The organism is Brevundimonas sp. (genome assembly GCF_036676055.1).
GTDB lineage: Bacteria > Pseudomonadota > Alphaproteobacteria > Caulobacterales > Caulobacteraceae > Brevundimonas.
Window position 1 is genome coordinate 1 of sequence record NZ_JAKFDS010000018.1, and the last position, 18,265, is coordinate 18,265.

Sequence of the window (18,265 nt, forward strand, 5' to 3'; positions counted from 1 at the left end):
CCCCACTCCGGGGGCAGAAGCGGTCGAAATCCCGCCAGTCGTTCGACCTCGAAGGTCCAGCGATCGGCCCGCCCGCCCTCAAGCAGGACGGCGTGTATCGCATTTTCCAGCCCAAGGGCCAAACTCAAATCGTCCGCCGTGAAGGCGCCGCAGACTTTCGGGGGCGGAGTCTGGTGTTTCGCGAGGGAAAGCAGCTTGCCGCGGCCGTCGGCGGATCCGTCCGCCGCCTCGATGATCCAGGCGACCTTGCCCGACCTGACGTTGGCCAGGGATTTTTCGAAGCCTGAGATAAGCACGCCTTCGCGCCGGGCAAGCCCCAGTTGATCCAGACAACGCCGGAACAGCAGGCTTTCGACCAGTTCGGCCAGGTCGGCGGCCGGCTTCAGCGGAGCCTTGGCCGCGCGCGAGAACAGATTCTTCTTCACCGCCGTCTCGACCGAGGCGCGGTCGGCCGCGACCCACAGGCCGCGGCCTGGCAGCTTGCGCGCCAGATCGGGGGCGACCGAGCCGTCCGGAGCGGCGACGAAGCGGATCAGGCGAGATTCATCCATGACCTGGTGAGTGACCAGGTCCCGGCGTTCCCTATCGATCGTCGCTTCGCGCAGACTCATGGAGGGCCCGGTCTCCCATCACGCGTTTTCGGGCTGTTCGGGGTCCCCGGCGGGAACCTCCGTCTCGTCGTCGCCTTCCGGCGCCGCCTCCTCCCCGCCCTCGCCTTCCGTCCCGGCGAAGACGGCCTCGGCGTCGTATTCGCCTTCGTCCTCGTATTCCGGCTCGGGCTCGGGCTGCGGCAATTCGGAGGCGTCGATCCAGCCGGCGGCCACGCGGGCCTGCAGGATCAGCATCTCGGCCTCTTCCTGGGCCAGGTTGAAGCTTTCCAGCACGCCCGGGACCTTGACCCGTTCGCCGTTCTTGACCTCGTAGCCGCCGCGGATTTCGTCGGTGGCCAGATCGGCCAGGTCCTCGACGGTCTTCACGCCGCCCTCGCCCAGGGCGACGGCGATCGGCAGGGTGACGCCCGGAACCGCCAGCACGCCGTCCTCGACGCCCAGTTCCTTGCGTTTGGCGTCCAGAATGGCTGCCTGACGGTCGAGGAAGTCGCGGGCGCGGGCCTGCAGTTCCTCGGCGGTGTCCTCGTCGAAGCCTTCGATGTCCGAGATTTCATAGGGCTCGACGAAGGCCAGATCCTCGACGGTGGCGAAGCCTTCGGTGACCAGCAGCTGGGCGATGACCTCGTCGACGTCCAGGGCTTCCTGGAACAGGGCGGTGCGCTCGCTGAACTCGCGCTGGCGCCGTTCGGAGTCCTGGCTCTCGGTGATGATGTCGATCTGCCAGCCGGTCAGCTGCGAGGCGAGACGGACGTTCTGGCCGCGACGGCCGATGGCCAGCGACAGCTGCTCGTCGGGCACCACCACCTCGACGCGGTCGGCTTCCTCGTCCAGCACGACCTTCGACACCTCGGCCGGGGCCAGGGCGTTGACGATGAAGGTCGGCTCGTCGGCGTTCCACTGGATGATGTCGATCTTCTCGCCCTGCAGTTCGGCGACCACCGCCTGCACCCGCGAGCCGCGCATGCCGACGCAGGCGCCGACCGGGTCGATCGAGCTGTCGTTGGACAGCACGGCCATCTTGGCGCGCGAGCCGGCGTCGCGGGCGGCGGCGCGGATCTCGATCACGCCGTCGTAGACTTCCGGGACTTCCTGGGCGAACAGCTTGGCCATGAAGCCTGGGTGCGAACGCGACAGCATGACCTGCGGCCCCTTGGCCTCCGGGCGGACGTCGTAGATGTAGGTGCGGATCCGGTCGCCGATGTTGAACACCTCGCGCGGGATCGAGTCGTTGCGGCGCATGATGCCCTCGCCCCGGCCCAGGTCGACGACGGTGTTGCCGTATTCGACGCGCTTGACGGTGCCGTTGACGATCTCGCCGACCCGGTCCTTGAACTCTTCGTACTGGTTGGCGCGCTCGGCGTCGCGAACCTTGCCCATCACCACCTGACGGGCCATCTGGGTCTGCACCCGGCCGAACTCGAACGGCGGCAGGTTCTCGACGTATTCCTTGCCGACGAAGGCCTCCGGATCGCGCTTCAGCGCGTCCTTCAGACGCACCATGGCGCTGTCATTGAACTCTTCCAGCTCGTCTTCCGGCTGCCAGTCGTCCTCGACGATGGTGACGTGACGGGTCAGGGCCAGTTCGCCCGACTTGACGTCGATCTTGGCGCGGATGTCGTGATGGGCGCCGTAGCGCGACTTGGCGCCCTTCTGGATCGCCTCCTCGATCGCCTCGACGACGATCTCCTTGTCGATATTCTTCTCGCGCGCGACCGCATCGGCGATCTGCAGCAGTTCGAGTCGGTTCGCGGAAACGCCGGCGACAGCCATGGTCTAGTCCTCGGTCTCGGTGGAATCGGAGTTGTCGTTACGGGCGGCGCGCTTTTCGGCGCCCGCCTTCATCAGTTCGTCGGTCAGCACCAGCTTGGCGTCGACCAGCCAGTCGAAGGGGATCAGGGCGGTGTCCTCTTCCCCGTCCAGGTCGATGGCGATGTTGGAGCCCTCGGTCCCGGCGATGGTTCCCTTGAAGCGTTTCCGCCCCTCGATCATGCGATCGGTCTCAAGCCGCGCCTCGAAGCCCTCGAACAGGTCGAAATCGCTCTGGCGGGTCAGCGGCCGGTCGACGCCGGGCGACGACACCTCCAGCAGATACTCCCCCGAGATCGGGTCGGCGGCGTCCAGCACCTCCGACACGGCGCGGCTCAGCCGGGCGCACTCCTCGACCGCGATGTCGTGGTCGCTGGGCCGCTCGGCCATGATCTGCAGCCGCCGGCGCAGGGTGCCGCCCATCAGGCGCACGCGCACGATGTCGAGACCCAGGCTTTCCGCCACGGGTTCGATCAGCTCCAGAAGAGCGCGGTCTTCGACGGTCTTGGCCTTCAAGTCACTTCTCAGTTCGGGACGCCACAGAGGCGGCCGGGTCCGGACAAAACAAAAGCGGCGGGCCATCCGGCCGCCGCTTCAATCGGCGCCGTCGGACGCCGGTCTAACGATGTGAGGGGCCATATAGGCCCGGGAAAGCGGTTTGTCAGCCCCTGACGTGCGCGCCTCCACACGCCGCCTTGCCAGCACGGGCTCGCCCCACGACAACGACGCCGATGAAAGCCCCGCTCCGCCTCGCCGTTGTCCCCGCCTTCGCCCTGCTGATGGCGCTGTGCGCCCAGGTCGCCGTGCCCATGGTCCCGGTGCCGATGACCCTGCAGACCTTCGCCGTCCTGCTGGCCGGCGCCGTCCTGGGCGGCGGATGGGGCGCCGCAGCGGCGCTGCTGTACCTGGCCATGGCGGCGCTCGGCCTGCCGGTGTTGTCCGAGGGCGGTTCAGGGATCGACCGGTTCGCCGGTCCGACGGCGGGCTATCTGCTGGCCTTCCCGATCGCCGCGCTGGCGGTGGGCGAGATCATACGGCGCCCGGCCTTCCGCGGCCCTTTCGCCGGCGTCATCGTCATGGTCGGGGCGCATCTGTTCATCCTCGCCGTCGGAACCCTCTGGCTGGCCAGAGGCCTCGGCGCGCCCGCGGCGGTCGCCGCCGGCTTCACGCCCTTCCTGGCCGGAGCCGGGGTCAAGTCGGTCGCGGTGGTCGCCTGCGCGGCCCTGCTGCGTCGTCTCCCCGCCTTCAGGTCCTGACGAAGTCGAGGAAGATCGGCGCGGTGTCGCCCAGCTTCTTCTCCTCGTAGCGGGTGACCACGTGGTCGGCCGGGGCCTCGCGCCAGTCGTCGGCCCGGTCCGCCGTCCATTCCAGACCCGGCGTGCGCTCGAACCGCTCCAGCGCCCAGTCGGCGTAGTCCTTCCAGTCGGTGACGAAGCGCAGCCGGCCGCCCGGCTTCAGCAGCCGTGCGATCTCCACCGCCAGTTCGTCCTGCACCAGCCGGCGCTTGTTGTGCCGCGCCTTGTGCCACGGATCGGGGAACAGGATCATGATCCGGTCCAGCGAGGCGTCGGGCAGGGCCGCCATCACGTCGCGGGCGTCGTCAGCGTGGATGCGGACGTTCTTCAGGCCGCGCTCGTCGATATGCCGCAGGGCCGAGCCGACCCCGTTCAGGAAGGGCTCGCAGCCGATCATCAGCGCGTCGGGATGGCGGGCGGCCTGTTCGGCCAGATGCTCGCCGCCGCCGAAGCCGATCTCCAGCCACACCTCCCCGGCGCCGGGCATCAGGGTCGCGGGGTCGATCGGGCCGGCCTTCGGGTCGGGCAGGGCGACAGCGGGCAGAAGGGTGTCGAACAGCGCCGCCTGACGCGGCTTCAGGGCGCGTGACTTGATGCGGCCGAACGAACGCAGCGGGCCCCGGGTCGGGGGCGAGGACGCGTCGGGAGCGGTGTCGGGGTCGGAAGACATGGGCGCCTTATAGGCGGTCGCGCGCCGGGCGCGAGTCCTTCACAATCGACGGCGCCGCCCCATCTGATCCGCGCAGACGGGAGCGCGCCATGGCGGACATCATTGGCTGGGCGGCGGGTCTCGCCCTGATCGGACTGGTCGTCCGGGCGACCCTGGCCGTCGCCGGAGGCCGCGGCCGCATCGTCTCAAGGCGAAAGGGCGGCGGCGTCCAGATGATGGCGGCCATGATGTTCGGCCTGGGCTCCGTGCTGGACCCGCCTCAGCGGCATGCTGCGGAAGCCAGGGACGAAACGCCGAAGGGATCGCCGGAAAGCGGCGACCCCGAACGCGACGACTAGACCAGCGCCCTCAGCCGGTCGACCAGATCGGTCTTCTCCCAGCTGAACCCGCCATCGGCGTCCGGAGCGCGGCCGAAATGGCCATATGCGGCCGTGCGGGCGTAGATCGGCCGGTTGAGCCCCAGGTGCTCGCGAATGGCCCGCGGCGTGGCGCCGCCGATCATCTTCGGCAGTTCGGTCTCCAGGATCGCCGGGTCGATCCGCCCCGTGCCATGCAGGTCGACGTGCACCGACAGCGGCCGGGCCACGCCGATGGCGTAGCTGATCTGGATGGTGCAGCGGTCGGCCAGGCCGGCGGCGACCACGTTCTTGGCGAGATAGCGGCAGGCGTAGGCGGCCGAGCGGTCGACCTTGGTCGGGTCCTTGCCCGAGAAGGCGCCGCCGCCATGCGGCGCCGCGCCGCCATAGGTGTCGACGATGATCTTGCGGCCGGTCAGGCCCGCGTCGCCGTCCGGTCCGCCGATCTCGAACACGCCGGTCGGGTTGATATGCCACTCGGTGCTCTCGTCGGTGAAGCCTTCGGGCAGCACCGCCAGGATGTGCGGCTTCACGATGTCGGCGACCTCGGCCTGTGTCAGGCCCTTCGCATGCTGGGTCGACAGCACGATCGAGGTGGCGCGCACCGGGCGACCGTCCTCATAGTGGATGGTGACCTGGCTCTTGGCGTCGGGCTCCAGCTTCGAACCGCCCGCGTGGCGCACCTCGGCCAGCCGCTTCAGGATGTTGTGGCTGTACTGCAGCGTCGCCGGCATCAGCTCGGGCGTCTCGTTCGAGGCGTAGCCGAACATGATGCCCTGATCGCCGGCGCCCTCGTCCTTCTCGTTGGTGGCGTCGACTCCGACCGCGATGTCGACGGACTGCGGGTGCAGCCAGCATTCGTAGGCCGCCTTCGCCCAGTGGAAGCCCTCCTGCTCGTAGCCGATGTCGCGCACCGCAGCGCGGACCAGCGGCTCCAGACTGTCGATGATCGACTGCGTGAAGGCCTCGTTCTCCGCCTTGGTGTTGCCCGGCCGGGTCGCCCGGACCTCGCCCGCCAGGATGATGCGGTTGGTGGTGACCAGGGTTTCGCAGGCCACCCGGGCTTCGGGGTCCTGGGCCAGGAAGGCGTCAACGACGGTGTCGGAGATGCGATCGGCGACCTTGTCGGGGTGTCCTTCTGAAACGCTTTCGGAGGTGAACAGGAAGGACGAACGGGCCAAGACGGACTCCTGAAGCGCGGGACGGCCGACAGACATATAAAGATATGTTTATATGTTCAAGACGCCGCGCGGCGCGGGCGCCATGATCGCTGGTCGCTGATCGCACGTTCACCGGACAGCCAGCGCTCGCCTGCGCCCGCCAGCAGGGTCAGCGAGGTCAGGATGCCCAGACCGACGCGCGCCGAGATGACGGCGTACTGGCCGACCCCCGGCACAATGAGCGCGGCCAGATAAACCAGCAGGGTCAGCCCCATGATCGCCGACAGGAACAAGGCCCACCAACGATCGGAGGTGAGCGCCAGCCAGACGAAGAAGCCCGTCATCAGCAGATCGATCACGGCGTCGCCAGCGTAGAAGGTCCCGATCCTCACCTCATGGGTGTAGAAAGAGACCGCGAAGACGACCAGGGTCACGAGGGCGCCGAGACGTTCCGGATGGCCGCCCTTCATCCAGGCCGCCACAACGCCGATCAGGGTCAGCACATAATAGGCGGCGACGAAGGGCGTAATCTGCGTCTCTCCATGAATTCGGCCCCCGCCGGACCTGGCGCCGCTACTGGCTGGCGGGAGCCGCCTGTGATCGCTGGGTGGCGCGGCCGATCTCTCCCGCCTGGTCGGCGTAGCCGACGATCAGATCGACGACCGCCTTCAACAGCATGGCCGTCAGGACCATGATCAGACACAGGATCAGGAGGCGGGCGATCCAGCTTCGAGGGGGCGGTCGGTAGCCTAGGCGCCGTTCGGGGCGCCGCTCTGGGCCCCCACCTGGGCCATCACCCACCCCGCGCTCAGAACTTGCAGAAGCAATTCCCGCGGGTCCGACTCCGCCGCGTCCGCCGCCAGGCCACGCAACAGGTGACTGCGCACCGGATCGTTCGCGCCCATCGGACTGAACGCGTCGAGCGCGGCTTCCAGATCCTCCCACGTCCAGTGGGGAAGCGGCGTACTGTTCGATGCCATGGTCTGACTCCCTGTCGAGGGATTCATCAGCGGGCGAATTTCCGCCGCCGCCAATGGGGTCTTTCGGCCCTGGTACGTTTCGTTCCAGGAGGGCCAACGCCGCCTTTCGCCGGTTGACTCCCAGCCGACGGCAGGCCTCATGCACATGTTTCTTGATGGTGGCCTCCGACAGGCCGAGCCGTACGGCAATTTCCTTGTCGGTCAGGAAGGCCGTAAGCCTCAGGCATTCTTCCTGGCGGGCGCTGAGGCGCTGCGACATTCTACGCTCCCGTACGAGGGGAATAGCTACGGCGTGCGAACGGCGTCGTCCAGTGTCAGAAGGCGGGGTTCGAACCTGTTTGCCGCTCCGCGCGCCTTGTCATCGGCTCTCGGAAGCCGCTTGTTCGGCGCGGCGCCTCAAGCGTCACAGTTCCGCCGCGAGCGCCGATTGTAGTCAGATTCGGGACGGCTCGAGGGCGCGCGAGTGCGGACGGACCCGATCCTGCAACCTGGCGATCAACGAAGGTCTGAAACATGGGGCGAGTCTTGCGGATATTCACGCAGCGACTGCACGTTCAACCGGTCGCGGCGGCGACAGTCCTGGCCCTCGTGGTCTTCGGCCTGTCCGGCGCCGCCCGCGCGGCCGACGGGGTCCCCTGGAAAGCGGCGGTGGACGAGGCCGCGGCGCGTTACCTCCGCGAGAATCCGAAAGCGGCCGCGATTTCGATCGGGGTGCTCAAGGACGGCGAGACCCACGTACTCCAATACGGGACCCTCGTCCCCGGTGAAGGGCGGCCCCCTCGCGAGGACACCGTCTTCGCCATGGCCTCGATCACCAAGACCTTCACCGGAACGCTTCTGGCGCAGGCCGCGGTGGAAGGGCGCGTCTCGCTGTCGGACGATGTCCGTAGCTATCTCGACGGGGATTACCCGAACCTCGAGTTCGATGGGCAGCCGATCCGTCTGCGGGACCTGCTGGACCATCGCTCCGGCCTCCCTTTCCTGCTCCCGGATCGCCCTGAGCTGGATCCCGGCTATCAGGGAGATGCCCGGCCCTACGCCACGCGGATTGCCGAGGTGGCCCGCACATATGATCGCGCACAGTTCCTCGATGATCTGCACGAGGTCCATCTGACAGCGGCCCCCGGCGCCGCCTTTCAGTATTCGAACGCCGCCGCACAGCTTGCCGGCTACGTGCTGGAGCGTGTCTACGGACAGTCCTACGCGACCCTCCTGCAGACCCGAATTCTCGAACCGCTTTCGATGTCCGACACGGGCCTCAGTCTGAGCCCGGAGCAGCAGGCGCGGCTTGCGCCGGGCTGGAACGCGGAGGGCGATCAGATGCCTGAGAATCCCGAATGGCTTCAGGCGGCGGGTGCCCTGAAATCCACGACGCCCGACATGCTGAAATATGTGCGCTGGCATGTCGAGGACGCGGACCCGGCCGTCAGGCTCTCCCACCAGCCGGTGTTCACGTCCACCCGGCCCGTGTTCGGGGACAAGGGCGTGTTCAGCGTCGGATTGAACTGGCAGATGGTCGAGCTCGATGGCCATCGCGTGATCTGGCAGGACGGCATGATCGAGGGAGCCAGCGCCCTGTGCATTCTCCAGCCGGAGCTCAAGCTGGGCCTTGTCGTCATGACCAACCAGCTGGGCCCGGAGACCGCCAACGCCAACCGGACCCTGGTCAACGCGATCCTCAAGAGCCTGGACCCTTCGACCGTCCCCGTGCCCTGATGCAAGGGCCGGGCGTCTGCACTCTCCCGGGAGCGCCCGTCGCGTCCGGGGCATGACCGCCGCCGTGGCGGTCCGGCCCGGCGAAACTCAAACCGGAACGAGAGGAAAATGGTGCCGCTTAGGTGACTCGAACACCTGACCCCCGCATTACGAATGCGATGCTCTACCAGCTGAGCTAAAGCGGCCTTGGCGCGGCGGACAGAGCGCCGCCCGCGCGAGAGGCGCTCTTTATACGCGGGGCGCGGGCTTGCCAAGCGCCTCGAGCAGCGCCGCCTCGTCCGGCCGTGCGGCGACGCGGATTTCCAGTCCGGACACGGAACGCAGCGGCGCGGCGGCGGCCTCGGAGATGGCGGCGGCGGACTGTCCGGCGAAAGGTCCCAGCGCCGCCAGCGCCCGTCCCGCCCGGGGGGAATGAACCAGCACGGCGTCGAAGGCCGCCGGCGCGCCGGCCCCGGTCGCGACCGCCTGATAGACCGGCAGCGCACGAACCTCGACGCGGCCGGCGAGCAGGGCCGCCAGGTCGCCGGCCGGCTCGAGCGCGCCGGGGGCCAGCACCGGACCGGGCGCCGCCGCGGCCAGCAGGCGCGCCAGATCTTCCAGAGCCCCCGCGGCCGAGCGGACGGAGGCGAAGCCCGCCGCCGAGGCGGCCGCCGCGGTCGCATCCCCGACTGTGAACACCGGCAGGGCGCGGGCCTCCGACAGGGCCGCGAAGGCCTCGACGCCGTTGCGGCTGGTGAAGGCCAGGGCGGCCGTTCCAGTCAGGTCAGGCGCGACCGGGGCGAGGGGCCGGATCGCCAGCAGCGGCTGCACGAGCGGCTCGAAGCCGAGGGCGGCCAGGCGGGCGGCGGTGCGCGCCGCGCCCGGCTCGGCGCGGGTGATCCAGACCCGGCGGATCGGCCTCAGGGGTCGACCCTCTGGTCGCCGGCCGCCGCATGGACCTCGGCGCCCAGTCGCAGACCCAGTTCGCGGGCTTGGTCCATCGCGTCCGGCGCTCCGACGTCGCTGGTTTCACCCGCCCGCCGCCAGCGCGCCGAGCCGTCGGGCGCCAGCATCTCCGTGGTCAGACGCAGCCGCCCCCCGGCGATCCCGGCGTGAGCCCCGATCGCCGTGCGGCACGACCCTTCCAGCGCCGTCATGGCCCCGCGCTCGGCCGCCACCGCCAGCGCCGTCGCGGGATCGTTCAACGCCGCGACCCAGGCGGCGCTGCGGTCGTCCGCCCGCGTCTGCAGCGCCAGCGCCCCCTGACCCGGCGCGGGCAGAAACTCGTCGAGCGACAGCCGCTCGCGGATCACGCCTTCGAGGCCGAGCCGGTTCAGGCCGGAGACGGCCAGAAGGATGGCGTCGAACTCGCCCTCGGCCAGCTTGCGCAGCCGGGTGTCGACATTGCCGCGCAGCATTTCGATCTGCAGGTCGGGCCGCTGCGCCAGCGCCTGGGCCTGGCGCCGCAGCGAGGCCGTGCCCAGACACGCGCCGAAAGGCAGGTCGGCGAAACTGGCGAAGGTCTCGCTGACGAAGGCGTCGCGGGCGTCTTCGCGCGGCGGAACGGCGGCGATGCACAGGCCGGGCGGCTGATCGGCCGGCACGTCCTTCATCGAATGCACCGCCACATCGACGCGACCGTCGAGCAGCGCCTCCTCGATCTCCTTGGTGAACAGGGCCTTGCCGCCGATCTCCATCAGCCGGCGGTCCTGCACCCGGTCGCCGGTGGTGACGATCTCGACCAGGGGCACGGCCTCGGCGATGTCGGCCTCGGCCACGCCGAGGGCCCGGCCGATGGCGCGCTGCATCATGCCCGACTGGGTCAGGGCCAGTTTGGAGCGGCGCGTGCCGATGCGGACGAGAGGAGCCATGAGACAGCCGTTGCGCCGGGGGGGCGGGGTCGTTACCTCGACCCCATGGACAGGCCCGCCGACTATAGCAGCGAGGGACGCCGGGCAACCGCGGGCGACCTGACCGTGCTCGGCCTTGAGACCAGCTGCGACGAGACCGCCGCCTCGGTGGTGCGCCTGACGCCGGACGGGACCGCCACGGTGCTGTCGTCGGTGGTGCACAGCCAGATCGACGACCACGCGGCCTATGGCGGCGTCGTCCCCGAGATCGCGGCCCGCAGCCATGTCGAGATGATCGCCGGCGTCACCGCCCGGGCCATGGCCGAAGCCGGCCTCGGCTACGACGGCCTCGACGGGGTCGCGGCCACGGCCGGGCCCGGGCTGGTCGGGGGGGTCATGGTCGGGCTCAGCTTCGGCAAGGCGGTGGCGCTGGCGCGGGACCTGCCGCTGATCGCCGTCAACCATCTGGAGGGCCATGCCGTCTCGGCGCGGCTGGGCCAGCCGGTGGCCTATCCCTTCCTGCTGCTGCTGGTTTCGGGCGGTCATTGCCAGCTGCTGGAGGTGCGCGGGGTCGGCGACATGACCCGGCTGGGCACCACTATCGACGACGCCGCCGGCGAGGCCTTCGACAAGATCGCCAAGGCGCTGGGCCTCGGCTACCCGGGCGGTCCGGCGCTGGAGAAGCTGGCCGAGAGCGGCGACGGGGCCCGCTTCGACCTGCCGCGTGCGCTGCTTGGCCGCAAGGACTGCGACTTCTCCTTTTCGGGCCTCAAAACCGCCGCCTCGCGCCTGGCCCACGCCTGCGAGACCGACCAGGACCGGGCCGACCTCGCCGACGCTGTCCAGACCGCCATCGCCCGCCAGCTCAGCGACCGGGCCGACCGCGCGCTGAAGGCCTATGCGGAGACCCACGAGAACCGGCTGTTCGTCGTGGCGGGGGGCGTGGCGGCTAACAGGACCATTCGCGCCACGCTGGAGGCCACGGCGGCGAAGAACGGATTCGCCTTCCTCGCCCCGCCCATGGCCTACTGCACCGACAATGCGGCGATGATCGCCCTGGCGGGAGCGGAACGGCTGCAAAAGGGTTGGACCTCGGAGATCGACGCCATCGCCCGGCCGCGCTGGCCGCTGGACGAGGCGAGCGCCCTCGCCGATCCGGCCCACAAGCCGGGCCGCAAGGGCGCCAAGGCATAGGAGCGGGCATGGAATTTCGCACGGCGGGCGTGATCGGCGCGGGAGCCTGGGGCACGGCCCTGGCCCAGGTGGCCGGGTGGGCGGGGCTCGACGTCCTGCTGCAGGCGCGCGAGCCCGAGGTGGTCGAGAGCATCCGCGCCCGGCGCATCAACGAGGCCTTCCTGCCGGGGATCGTCCTCGACAGCCGGGTCTCGGTCACCGCGGAGCTGGCCGATCTGGCCGGCTGCGACCTGATCTTGGCGGTGCCGCCGGCCCAGCACATGCGCTCGACGCTCAAGGCCTTCGCCCCCCACCATCGGCCCGGCGTGCCCGTCATCCTGTGCTCCAAGGGCATCGAGCGGGGCTCGCTGAAGCTGATGACCGAGGTGCTGGCCGAGACCCTGCCCGCCGCCCCCGCCGCCGTCCTGTCGGGCCCCAGCTTCGCCGCCGAGGTGGCCCGCGGCCTGCCCAGCGCCGTCACCCTCGCCTGCGCCGACGACGCCCTCGGCGAGGCGCTGATGGAGACCCTGTCGGCCCCCGCCTTCCGCCCCTACCTCGCCAACGACCTGATCGGGGCCGAGGTCGGCGGGGCCATCAAGAACGTCCTCGCCATCGCCTGCGGCATCAGCGAGGGCCGGGGTCTGGGCCGCAGCGCCCACGCCGCCCTGATCACCCGCGGCTTCGCCGAGATGACCCGCATGGGCGTGGCCCTCGGGGCCGAGGCCGAGACCGTGGCCGGCCTGTGCGGCCTCGGCGACCTGGTCCTGACCTGCTCCAGCCCCCAGTCGCGCAACATGAGCCTGGGCCTCGCCCTCGGCCAGGGCCAGAGCGTCGAACAGGCCCTGGCCGGCAAGCGCTCGGTGGCCGAGGGCTATGAATCCGCCCCCGCCGTGCGCGAGCTGGCGGCGAAGATGGGCGTCGACATGCCCATCTCCCTCGCCGTGGCGGCCCTGCTGGCCGGCGAGACCACGGTGCCCGACATGATCGACGCCCTGCTGTCGCGCCCGCTCAAGGTCGAGCGGCATTGAGCCAGCCCGCCCCGACGCCGCCCGCGCCGCAGCCGGAGCGCAAACGCGTCTGGGCCACCCCGCCGAACGTGCCCCTGTGCCTCGAGGCCGACCTGCCCGACCCCGGCGCCCGCAGCGTCGTGCTGCAGATCGGCGAGGCCTTCTTCCACGGCTTCGTCGTGCGCAAGGACGGCCAGGTGGCCGGCTATGTCGACCGCTGCCCGCATCAGGGTCATCCGCTGGCGCTGGAGCTGGACCGCTATCTGACGCCCGACGGCTCGCTGATCCTGTGCGGCTGGCACGGGGCCGTGTTCGAGCCGCTCAGCGGCCTGTGCACCGGCGGCCCCTGCGCCGGGGCCCGGCTGACGCCATGGCCGGTCACGGTCGCGGACGGGATGATCCGCACGGCCTGAGGGTTCCGCCCGGACGAAACCGGAAAAAACGGGGGTGCAGGATCGGCACGGTCGGCGCCGTCGGCGGGAAAACGGGGGTGCGGAGTCGGCAGAGTCGGCGCCGGGGCCGGAAGGGTGAGCCGGGGCGCCTGGCGGCGGGCGGCGGTGCGATTGTCAAAGACCGGGGCGAAGTATGGACCGGGTCTCCGCTCAGGCGGGAAGACAGGGTCTGGAAACAGCGAAGCGGCTGAAAAGGCCGGGGAATATCTCCCCAATCCGACTATAATTCCGCGGATCGCCGGCACAGCGTCATGGAGATTTCCTTCTCCCCTCGAGGGAGAAGGTGGCCCGGAGGGCCGGATGAGGGGGCTGTTTCCGCATCCCCGCTGCGGGACGTTCAGCGGCTGACCGGAAGGATGGGTGTCTCACCCCTCATCCGACCCGCTGCGCGGGCCACCTTCTCCCTCAAGGGGAGAAGGAATTCAGGCCTGTGGACACCGTGAACAAACCACGAACACCCCCTTGCCTCCGCGCCGCAGAGCCGGTTCACTCAACCCCGGGTCGGCCATCAGTTCACCGGAGTTCCCCCATGCAGCCTCAGCCGCCCGAAGACCCCGCCGCCCCCCTGATCGCCGCGCGCCTGCTGGAGTGCGTGGGCGGCCTCGACCTGGCCAGCGCCGACGGCCGCGCCGGCATCCGCGCCCTGCTGTCCGAGATCGAGCGCCTCGCCCCCGGCGCCATCCTGCGCCAGGCCGCCTCGATCGAGCTCGACCGGGTCGGCTGGAGGCGCCCCTCCGCCGGGCCCCGCCCGGCCGCGCCGTCAGCTTCCATGGGCTTGCCGTCCCGCCCCTCAGGCCCGACTGTCGGCGCAGCGCATCCGGAGGGAGAGATCGCATGAGCCTGGCCGCCCTGACCGCCGCCGCCCTGCTGGCCGGCCCGGCCCCGCAGACCTTCCCGACCCCGCCGCAGGTCCTGCCCGCGCCCGCGACCGCCGGCCAGTGCCGTCCCGACCCCGGGGCCGCCGCGACGCCCGAGACCGTCGCCCGCCGCTTCCACGAGCTCGGCTTCCGTCAGGACCGGGAGGCCATGGCCGCCCTGATCACCCCCGGCTCGGCCTTCGTCAACGCCCACGACGATGTCCGCATCTCGGACGAGGACTTCCTCGCCATCCTCGGCGTCGGCCGCGCCGGCCGCACGGAGATCGTCGAGACCCTGACCTCCGGCGCCACGGCGGTCCTGCGCGAGCAGACGGCCTACGGCGGCGAAATCCTGCTGGTGGTCCGGACCGACGGCGGCTGCGTCACCGGCGTGACCAGCTTCTACGACTGAGCCTCGCCGGGCCGGGCGATCGCGCCCCCTCTCGCCAACCCGCGCTCAAGCCGCGAGGCCCCGCAGGCCGGGCGTTGGCGCGCACTCTTATGTACAATGACCCGACGCAATCCCGACCGCTACACGGCCGCAGACTGGCAGGAGGCGGGCCGCACGGTCGACGATCCCTGGCGACCGCCGTCGGGTCCACACCGGGTGCGAGCTGCGCGAGCTGCGCCTCGTCATCCCCGCGAAAGCGGGGACGCGCCGACCTGAAACGCATCGCCCGCGAGCGCGGCACGGGCTTCGTCCTGTGGGGGCGGAGCACGACCTGCCGCAGGATGGGGTGCCCGGGAAGGGTCACCTTCTGGGTGCGGCCGCACGGGGCGAGCGGGGATGTGGCGATGACGTGAGGGGGCGACTACTGGTTGAGGGCGGCGATACGGAGTGGCGGCCCGCCGCTCGGTACGCTTGCACCAAGGGATGCAGCCAAGGCTAACGCTTCGCTCCCCGTAGACGGGTCAGAATGGGCAGAACTATCAGCAAGGCCACACTCACAAACCACGCGGAGAATATCTGCCAAGGGAACGGCCACAGATGCAGCAGGCCGCCCAGTGAATAGAGTCCGGCCGGCACGAAGAAGAAAAAGTAAGCTAAGGCAAGCGTGGCACCGATCTGGTCGCCCCAAGTCGGATGTCGCCGACGGGCCCAACGGCTGATTGTAGCACCAAGCGCGTCGATCCAGCTGCCCAGGAACTCTCCCCATACCCGCAACGGCGTCACCGCCATCAGGCTGCGCCGCGACGCCTCTAGGTAGATGGCAGCGAGCACGACAAGTCCGGCCGCCAGGATATGCGGCATTTCGATCATGATTTCGATGCCCGCTTTCATGATGTTTGGCACGACGGGACACCCCATATCCGGGCGGCAAGCCTGTTCCCGGACCTGGACGGCGGCGAGCCAGAGCGCGGCTGCAGCTAGGCCGGTGGCAATCAGCAGGCCATGGATGCTGGTCCAATGGCTGTGCAGGAAGCCTTTCTCGGCAATCGTAGCTTCCAGCGATTGCCGAGTATGGGTGAAGTCGTAGCAGGCGATCTCGTGAGTGACCTTGAAAGGTTCAGCCTGGTCAGCGCGGCGCTCCACACGCGCTAGAAGCCCTTGGAAGGCTTCGGCGTAGGCAAGGACGCCTAGCGCCGACTTGTGGCCCGGCAGCTTGCCGCTGCGGCGCATTTCCAGAACCGCACGCGCGAGCGACCAAAGCGTTTCGCGCCGCCAGCTGACATCGTCGTCTCCCCTCAACGGCGTCAGGGGCAGAAGATTATCCGAAGAGCGGCGGTGGTGATAATGCCGATGCGCGATGTCCTTGACGAAGTAATAGACTTGGCTCGCCAAGATCGCGTCGAACTCCTCTTGCTCTAGGTCGCCGTCCGGTTCGACCATGATGGTCTCGACTTGTTGGAGCCGGAACTCGCCCGTCCGATAGAGCTCGAAGCGGAAGTGCGCGAGCGTCAGCCCACCCCGCGCCGCAGCGTCTTGCAAAGCGTTCAGCTCCTGCGCCAACGCGTCCTCGCCACCGATCACAGCGCGAGGCGTGGCGTCTCCAATCGTAGCAATCCGCTCGCGAAGCTTGCGAACGAACGATCGCTCGACGCTGGGCTGATCCTTGTGGTGCGGCAGCACCAGAATCTCGCCCGACAACACCCCAATTTCGTCGTGACGTGGGGCTGCTTCACCCTCGTGGATCACGGGCCGTGTGGCGGGGTGTGTATCCCCCAGTAAAATGAACTCCGCCGCGATGGAGCGGAAGAAATAAGGGATCGGCTGGAACGTAAGTGGCAAATCCTTCGTGACGCGGCGCTGTATGACCGCCACGCGTCGCCGGGGATGCCCGACCTGGGCGTCCTGAAACTCCACGTTAGCGGTGACACAATCCGGCGCGGCGCCGCCCAGCCCAATCAGGCTGAACGAAAGCTGGCCCGTGATGGTTGGTATCCATCCCGCGTAGGCCGGCTCGTCGTTGGGCTGGAAAGGGCTGAACGAGCCCATGCGACCTCGGCGCGCTGCGATCCGGAATCGCGAATCTACCGAGAGCTTAGTTGATCAACCGTGGTTCGCGATAGCCGACTTGGCACGGTAACGCACTCGTCCGCCAGACACGGTCATGTGGAGGCCGTGCTGGCGCGCGGAACTGGCCTTGCGTTGACCCCCGTGCAGCTCGCCCATCAGCTTGGAACTCATGCCGCCACCCTCTTCGCGAACTTCGCGAACGCGATCAGCACCCATCATCAAGCGGTTGATCAGCACGCTGGCGGCGACGACGGCGAGCAGGCCAATGATGGCGACACCGGCAAATTGCAGTAGCTGAACCAAGACGTTCTCCACGGCAAAAAGGTAAGGCCTTTAAGCGAGCGGTCCCCCTTAGGGTTCCAATACGACTCCGTCAACGCGTACAGGACGACGGCGCGCGATACGATCGTACACCGCGATTACGCGACTTATTCGGCCGAACTGTAAAGATGCCGTCAATCAAAGTCAGCGGGAACACCTAAGGCGATATGCCGACAGCACGCGCGTAGTCGATCACACCGCAGCGAAAGTCGCTCATTTCGCGAGGGCCGGACCCGTAGCCACGATGGTCTCTGGTCCGGTCGGTGGCGCGGTGCTGGTCAACTCTCGAGTCTCGCGCTGAGCCGCGATCAAGTCGCCAGCCGCAAGGCTCGGAGTCGGGCGATTGGCTAGCGCTTCGGCTATGAACGCGCCAAAGGCGATCACCCCGCCTGCCATGGCAACCAAGCTACCCGCGGCGCAGACGATGCCGACAACTCGAGCGGCGCCGCCACGACGCCAAGCCCTGAGGCTGGCCTCTGTATCATGGACGAATGGGTGTTCGAACTGGATAAGCCTATTCTCGAAAGCCTCACCGTACCACGCGGACACGAAGTACGACGCGAAGCCAGCTAGCACGGCGAAGATCAAGGCTGCGCCTATCGCGCCCAGCGAAATCAGAAGGGGTTGGATGTCGACCGCGGTGCCTCGTTCAGCCAACACACCCAAGAAGGCAAGGATGGCGACAAGTGATCCACCCTCAATCGTGATCAGCGTCCGCAGGACCAGATCTGCGCTTTTCCATGACTGATCCCACTGAGACTGAACGCTCTGACGGTGCTGTTCATGGGCCGCATTGGCGGCCCGCTCGTGCGATTCAGTGATAAAGGTCTGGAGCCATTGGGGTAGTCTTTCCCAAGCGTCGGCCGCAAAGCCGAAGACCTTGTCGTCCGGGGGCGGTTCCTCGCTATCAACCATTCTTCATCCTCGCCAGACCGCTTTTGGAACTAGACGCCCCCTCAATGCGCCTCGTCCCAGTTCCCCGCCGCCCGCGCCTCGACCACCAGCGGCACTGACAGCGCCACAGCCGGTTCCGCCGCCCCCTCCATCACCCGCTTGATCACCGGGATGGCGCGCTCGGCCTCGGCTTCCGGGGCCTCGAAGACCAGTTCGTCGTGGACCTGCAGCAGCATGCGGGTCTTCAGGCCGGCGGCCTCCAGCGCGCCCGGCATGCGCACCATGGCGCGGCGGATGATGTCGGCGGCGGCGCCCTGGATGGGGGCGTTGATGGCGGCGCGTTCGCCGAACTGGCGCTCGGCCCCCGATTTGGAATGGATGGCGGGGATGTGGATCTTGCGGCCGAACACGGTCGAGACATAGCCGCGCTCGCGGACCTCGACCTTGGTCGCGTCCATGTAGCTGCGAATACCTGGGAAGCGCTCGAAATAGGTCTTGATGTAGGCGCCGGCCTCGCCCTGGTCGATGTTCAGCTGGGCGGCCAGGCCGAAGGCGCTGATGCCGTAGACGATGCCGAAATTGATCGCCTTGGCGCGGCGGCGGGTCTCGGGGTCCATCTGGTCGACGGGGACGCCGAACATCTCGCTGGCCGTGGCGGTGTGGATGTCGATGCCGGCGGC

The 18,265-nt window shown here is 68.9% G+C and carries 21 protein-coding genes, 1 tRNA gene and 1 pseudogene; 8 read left to right on the top strand and 15 right to left on the bottom strand.

Features of this window, described 5'->3' with window-relative positions:
* From V6M45_RS03570 to rimP, 3 genes are all read right to left on the bottom strand, one after another.
* Positions 1-611, bottom strand: a 611-nt coding sequence (locus V6M45_RS03570) for an RNA-binding protein (RefSeq protein WP_332654054.1), incomplete at its 3' end; no start/stop codon positions are given.
* An 18-nt stretch (positions 612-629) separates the two neighbouring features.
* Positions 630-2,381 carry a transcription termination factor NusA gene (gene nusA, locus V6M45_RS03575; RefSeq protein WP_332654055.1) on the bottom strand — a complete coding sequence of 584 codons (1,752 nt, stop codon included), beginning with the start codon at positions 2,379-2,381 and terminating at the stop codon, positions 630-632.
* A gap of 3 nt (positions 2,382-2,384) precedes the next feature.
* Positions 2,385-2,933: a ribosome maturation factor RimP gene (gene rimP / locus V6M45_RS03580; protein WP_332654056.1), complete on the bottom strand. Its 549-nt coding sequence runs from the start codon at positions 2,931-2,933 to the stop codon at positions 2,385-2,387.
* Positions 2,934-3,148: 215 nt separating this feature from the next.
* Here rimP and V6M45_RS03585 point away from each other — a divergent pair, with 215 nt between their 5' ends.
* Complete coding sequence (locus tag V6M45_RS03585; protein ID WP_332654058.1) at positions 3,149-3,673, top strand: biotin transporter BioY; 525 nt, start codon at positions 3,149-3,151, stop codon at positions 3,671-3,673.
* On the opposite strand, the gene trmB is transcribed toward V6M45_RS03585, so the two are convergent.
* Positions 3,663-4,382, bottom strand: coding sequence for a tRNA (guanosine(46)-N7)-methyltransferase TrmB (gene trmB, locus V6M45_RS03590; protein ID WP_332654060.1), 720 nt, complete (start codon positions 4,380-4,382; stop codon positions 3,663-3,665). The genes V6M45_RS03585 and trmB overlap by 11 nt on opposite strands.
* Positions 4,383-4,471: 89 nt before the next feature.
* Between trmB and V6M45_RS03595 the strand changes: the two genes are divergently transcribed.
* On the top strand, positions 4,472-4,720 hold the full coding sequence (locus tag V6M45_RS03595) for a hypothetical protein (protein WP_332654061.1): 249 nt from the start codon (positions 4,472-4,474) through the stop codon (positions 4,718-4,720).
* Here the strand turns inward: V6M45_RS03595 and metK are convergent.
* The 4 genes and pseudogenes from metK to V6M45_RS14315 form a co-directional block, all read right to left on the bottom strand.
* The gene (metK, locus tag V6M45_RS03600) at positions 4,717-5,919 is read right to left on the bottom strand and encodes a methionine adenosyltransferase (protein ID WP_332654062.1); all 1,203 of its coding nucleotides are present in this window, start codon (positions 5,917-5,919) and stop codon (positions 4,717-4,719) included. The genes V6M45_RS03595 and metK overlap by 4 nt on opposite strands.
* 56 nt (positions 5,920-5,975) lie before the next feature.
* On the bottom strand, positions 5,976-6,401 hold the full coding sequence (locus V6M45_RS03605; RefSeq protein WP_332654063.1) for a hypothetical protein: 426 nt from the start codon (positions 6,399-6,401) through the stop codon (positions 5,976-5,978).
* Between the two features lie 246 nt (positions 6,402-6,647).
* Positions 6,648-6,878: a hypothetical protein gene (locus tag V6M45_RS03610; RefSeq protein ID WP_332654065.1), complete on the bottom strand. Its 231-nt coding sequence runs from the start codon at positions 6,876-6,878 to the stop codon at positions 6,648-6,650.
* 109 nt (positions 6,879-6,987) lie between these two features.
* A pseudogene (locus V6M45_RS14315) lies at positions 6,988-7,137 on the bottom strand (helix-turn-helix domain-containing protein); the annotation flags it as partial.
* Positions 7,138-7,403: 266 nt separating this feature from the next.
* Here V6M45_RS14315 and V6M45_RS03615 point away from each other — a divergent pair.
* Entirely contained in the window at positions 7,404-8,594 is a 1,191-nt protein-coding gene (locus tag V6M45_RS03615) for a serine hydrolase domain-containing protein (protein WP_332654066.1), read from the top strand.
* A gap of 109 nt (positions 8,595-8,703) precedes the next feature.
* On the opposite strand, the gene V6M45_RS03620 is transcribed toward V6M45_RS03615, so the two are convergent.
* The 3 genes from V6M45_RS03620 to hemC form a co-directional block, all read right to left on the bottom strand.
* A tRNA-Thr gene (locus tag V6M45_RS03620) sits at positions 8,704-8,779 on the bottom strand.
* Between the two features lie 43 nt (positions 8,780-8,822).
* The gene (locus V6M45_RS03625) at positions 8,823-9,497 is read right to left on the bottom strand and encodes a uroporphyrinogen-III synthase (RefSeq protein WP_332654082.1); all 675 of its coding nucleotides are present in this window, start codon (positions 9,495-9,497) and stop codon (positions 8,823-8,825) included.
* The gene (hemC, locus tag V6M45_RS03630) at positions 9,494-10,444 is read right to left on the bottom strand and encodes a hydroxymethylbilane synthase (RefSeq protein WP_332654067.1); all 951 of its coding nucleotides are present in this window, start codon (positions 10,442-10,444) and stop codon (positions 9,494-9,496) included. Before hemC ends, V6M45_RS03625 begins: the two co-directional genes overlap by 4 nt.
* A gap of 45 nt (positions 10,445-10,489) precedes the next feature.
* Here hemC and tsaD point away from each other — a divergent pair, with 45 nt between their 5' ends.
* The 5 genes from tsaD (at position 10,490) to V6M45_RS03655 (ending at position 14,324) form a co-directional block, all read left to right on the top strand.
* On the top strand, positions 10,490-11,617 hold the full coding sequence (gene tsaD / locus V6M45_RS03635) for a tRNA (adenosine(37)-N6)-threonylcarbamoyltransferase complex transferase subunit TsaD (RefSeq protein WP_332654068.1): 1,128 nt from the start codon (positions 10,490-10,492) through the stop codon (positions 11,615-11,617).
* Positions 11,618-11,625: 8 nt separating this feature from the next.
* Positions 11,626-12,624 (top strand): NAD(P)H-dependent glycerol-3-phosphate dehydrogenase, encoded by a 999-nt coding sequence (locus tag V6M45_RS03640; protein ID WP_332654069.1) that lies wholly within the window; start codon positions 11,626-11,628, stop codon positions 12,622-12,624.
* The gene (locus tag V6M45_RS03645; RefSeq protein ID WP_442880532.1) at positions 12,621-13,016 is read left to right on the top strand and encodes a Rieske (2Fe-2S) protein; all 396 of its coding nucleotides are present in this window, start codon (positions 12,621-12,623) and stop codon (positions 13,014-13,016) included. The genes V6M45_RS03640 and V6M45_RS03645 overlap by 4 nt, the downstream gene beginning before the upstream one ends.
* 568 nt (positions 13,017-13,584) lie before the next feature.
* Positions 13,585-13,893, top strand: coding sequence for a hypothetical protein (locus V6M45_RS03650; protein WP_332654070.1), 309 nt, complete (start codon positions 13,585-13,587; stop codon positions 13,891-13,893).
* A complete protein-coding gene (locus V6M45_RS03655) occupies positions 13,890-14,324 on the top strand; it encodes a hypothetical protein (RefSeq protein WP_332654072.1) in 435 nt (144 codons plus the stop codon). The genes V6M45_RS03650 and V6M45_RS03655 overlap by 4 nt, the downstream gene beginning before the upstream one ends.
* 474 nt (positions 14,325-14,798) lie before the next feature.
* On the opposite strand, the gene V6M45_RS03660 is transcribed toward V6M45_RS03655, so the two are convergent.
* From V6M45_RS03660 to V6M45_RS03675, 4 genes are all read right to left on the bottom strand, one after another.
* The gene (locus tag V6M45_RS03660) at positions 14,799-16,349 is read right to left on the bottom strand and encodes a hypothetical protein (protein ID WP_332654074.1); all 1,551 of its coding nucleotides are present in this window, start codon (positions 16,347-16,349) and stop codon (positions 14,799-14,801) included.
* 54 nt (positions 16,350-16,403) lie between these two features.
* Positions 16,404-16,673, bottom strand: coding sequence for a hypothetical protein (locus V6M45_RS03665; RefSeq protein ID WP_332654076.1), 270 nt, complete (start codon positions 16,671-16,673; stop codon positions 16,404-16,406).
* A 231-nt stretch (positions 16,674-16,904) separates the two neighbouring features.
* Positions 16,905-17,606: a hypothetical protein gene (locus V6M45_RS03670; RefSeq protein WP_332654078.1), complete on the bottom strand. Its 702-nt coding sequence runs from the start codon at positions 17,604-17,606 to the stop codon at positions 16,905-16,907.
* A 41-nt stretch (positions 17,607-17,647) separates the two neighbouring features.
* A partial coding sequence (locus V6M45_RS03675) for a DNA polymerase (protein WP_332654080.1) occupies positions 17,648-18,265 on the bottom strand: 618 nt, incomplete at its 5' end.

Excerpts from the sequence above, each read along its gene's own strand:
- hemC (WP_332654067.1), bottom strand. The coding sequence starts at position 10,444 with ATGGCTCCTCTCGTCCGCATCGGCACGCGCCGCTCCAAACTGGCCCTG.
- trmB (WP_332654060.1), bottom strand. The coding sequence starts at position 4,382 with ATGTCTTCCGACCCCGACACCGCTCCCGACGCGTCCTCGCCCCCGACC.
- V6M45_RS03650 (WP_332654070.1), top strand. The coding sequence starts at position 13,585 with ATGCAGCCTCAGCCGCCCGAAGACCCCGCCGCCCCCCTGATCGCCGCG.
- V6M45_RS03585 (WP_332654058.1), top strand. The coding sequence starts at position 3,149 with ATGAAAGCCCCGCTCCGCCTCGCCGTTGTCCCCGCCTTCGCCCTGCTG.
- V6M45_RS03610 (WP_332654065.1), bottom strand. The coding sequence starts at position 6,878 with ATGGCATCGAACAGTACGCCGCTTCCCCACTGGACGTGGGAGGATCTG.
- nusA (WP_332654055.1), bottom strand. The coding sequence starts at position 2,381 with ATGGCTGTCGCCGGCGTTTCCGCGAACCGACTCGAACTGCTGCAGATC.
- V6M45_RS03660 (WP_332654074.1), bottom strand. The coding sequence starts at position 16,349 with ATGGGCTCGTTCAGCCCTTTCCAGCCCAACGACGAGCCGGCCTACGCG.
- V6M45_RS03640 (WP_332654069.1), top strand. The coding sequence starts at position 11,626 with ATGGAATTTCGCACGGCGGGCGTGATCGGCGCGGGAGCCTGGGGCACG.
- tsaD (WP_332654068.1), top strand. The coding sequence starts at position 10,490 with ATGGACAGGCCCGCCGACTATAGCAGCGAGGGACGCCGGGCAACCGCG.
- V6M45_RS03670 (WP_332654078.1), bottom strand. The coding sequence starts at position 17,606 with ATGGTTGATAGCGAGGAACCGCCCCCGGACGACAAGGTCTTCGGCTTT.
- V6M45_RS03655 (WP_332654072.1), top strand. The coding sequence starts at position 13,890 with ATGAGCCTGGCCGCCCTGACCGCCGCCGCCCTGCTGGCCGGCCCGGCC.
- V6M45_RS03595 (WP_332654061.1), top strand. The coding sequence starts at position 4,472 with ATGGCGGACATCATTGGCTGGGCGGCGGGTCTCGCCCTGATCGGACTG.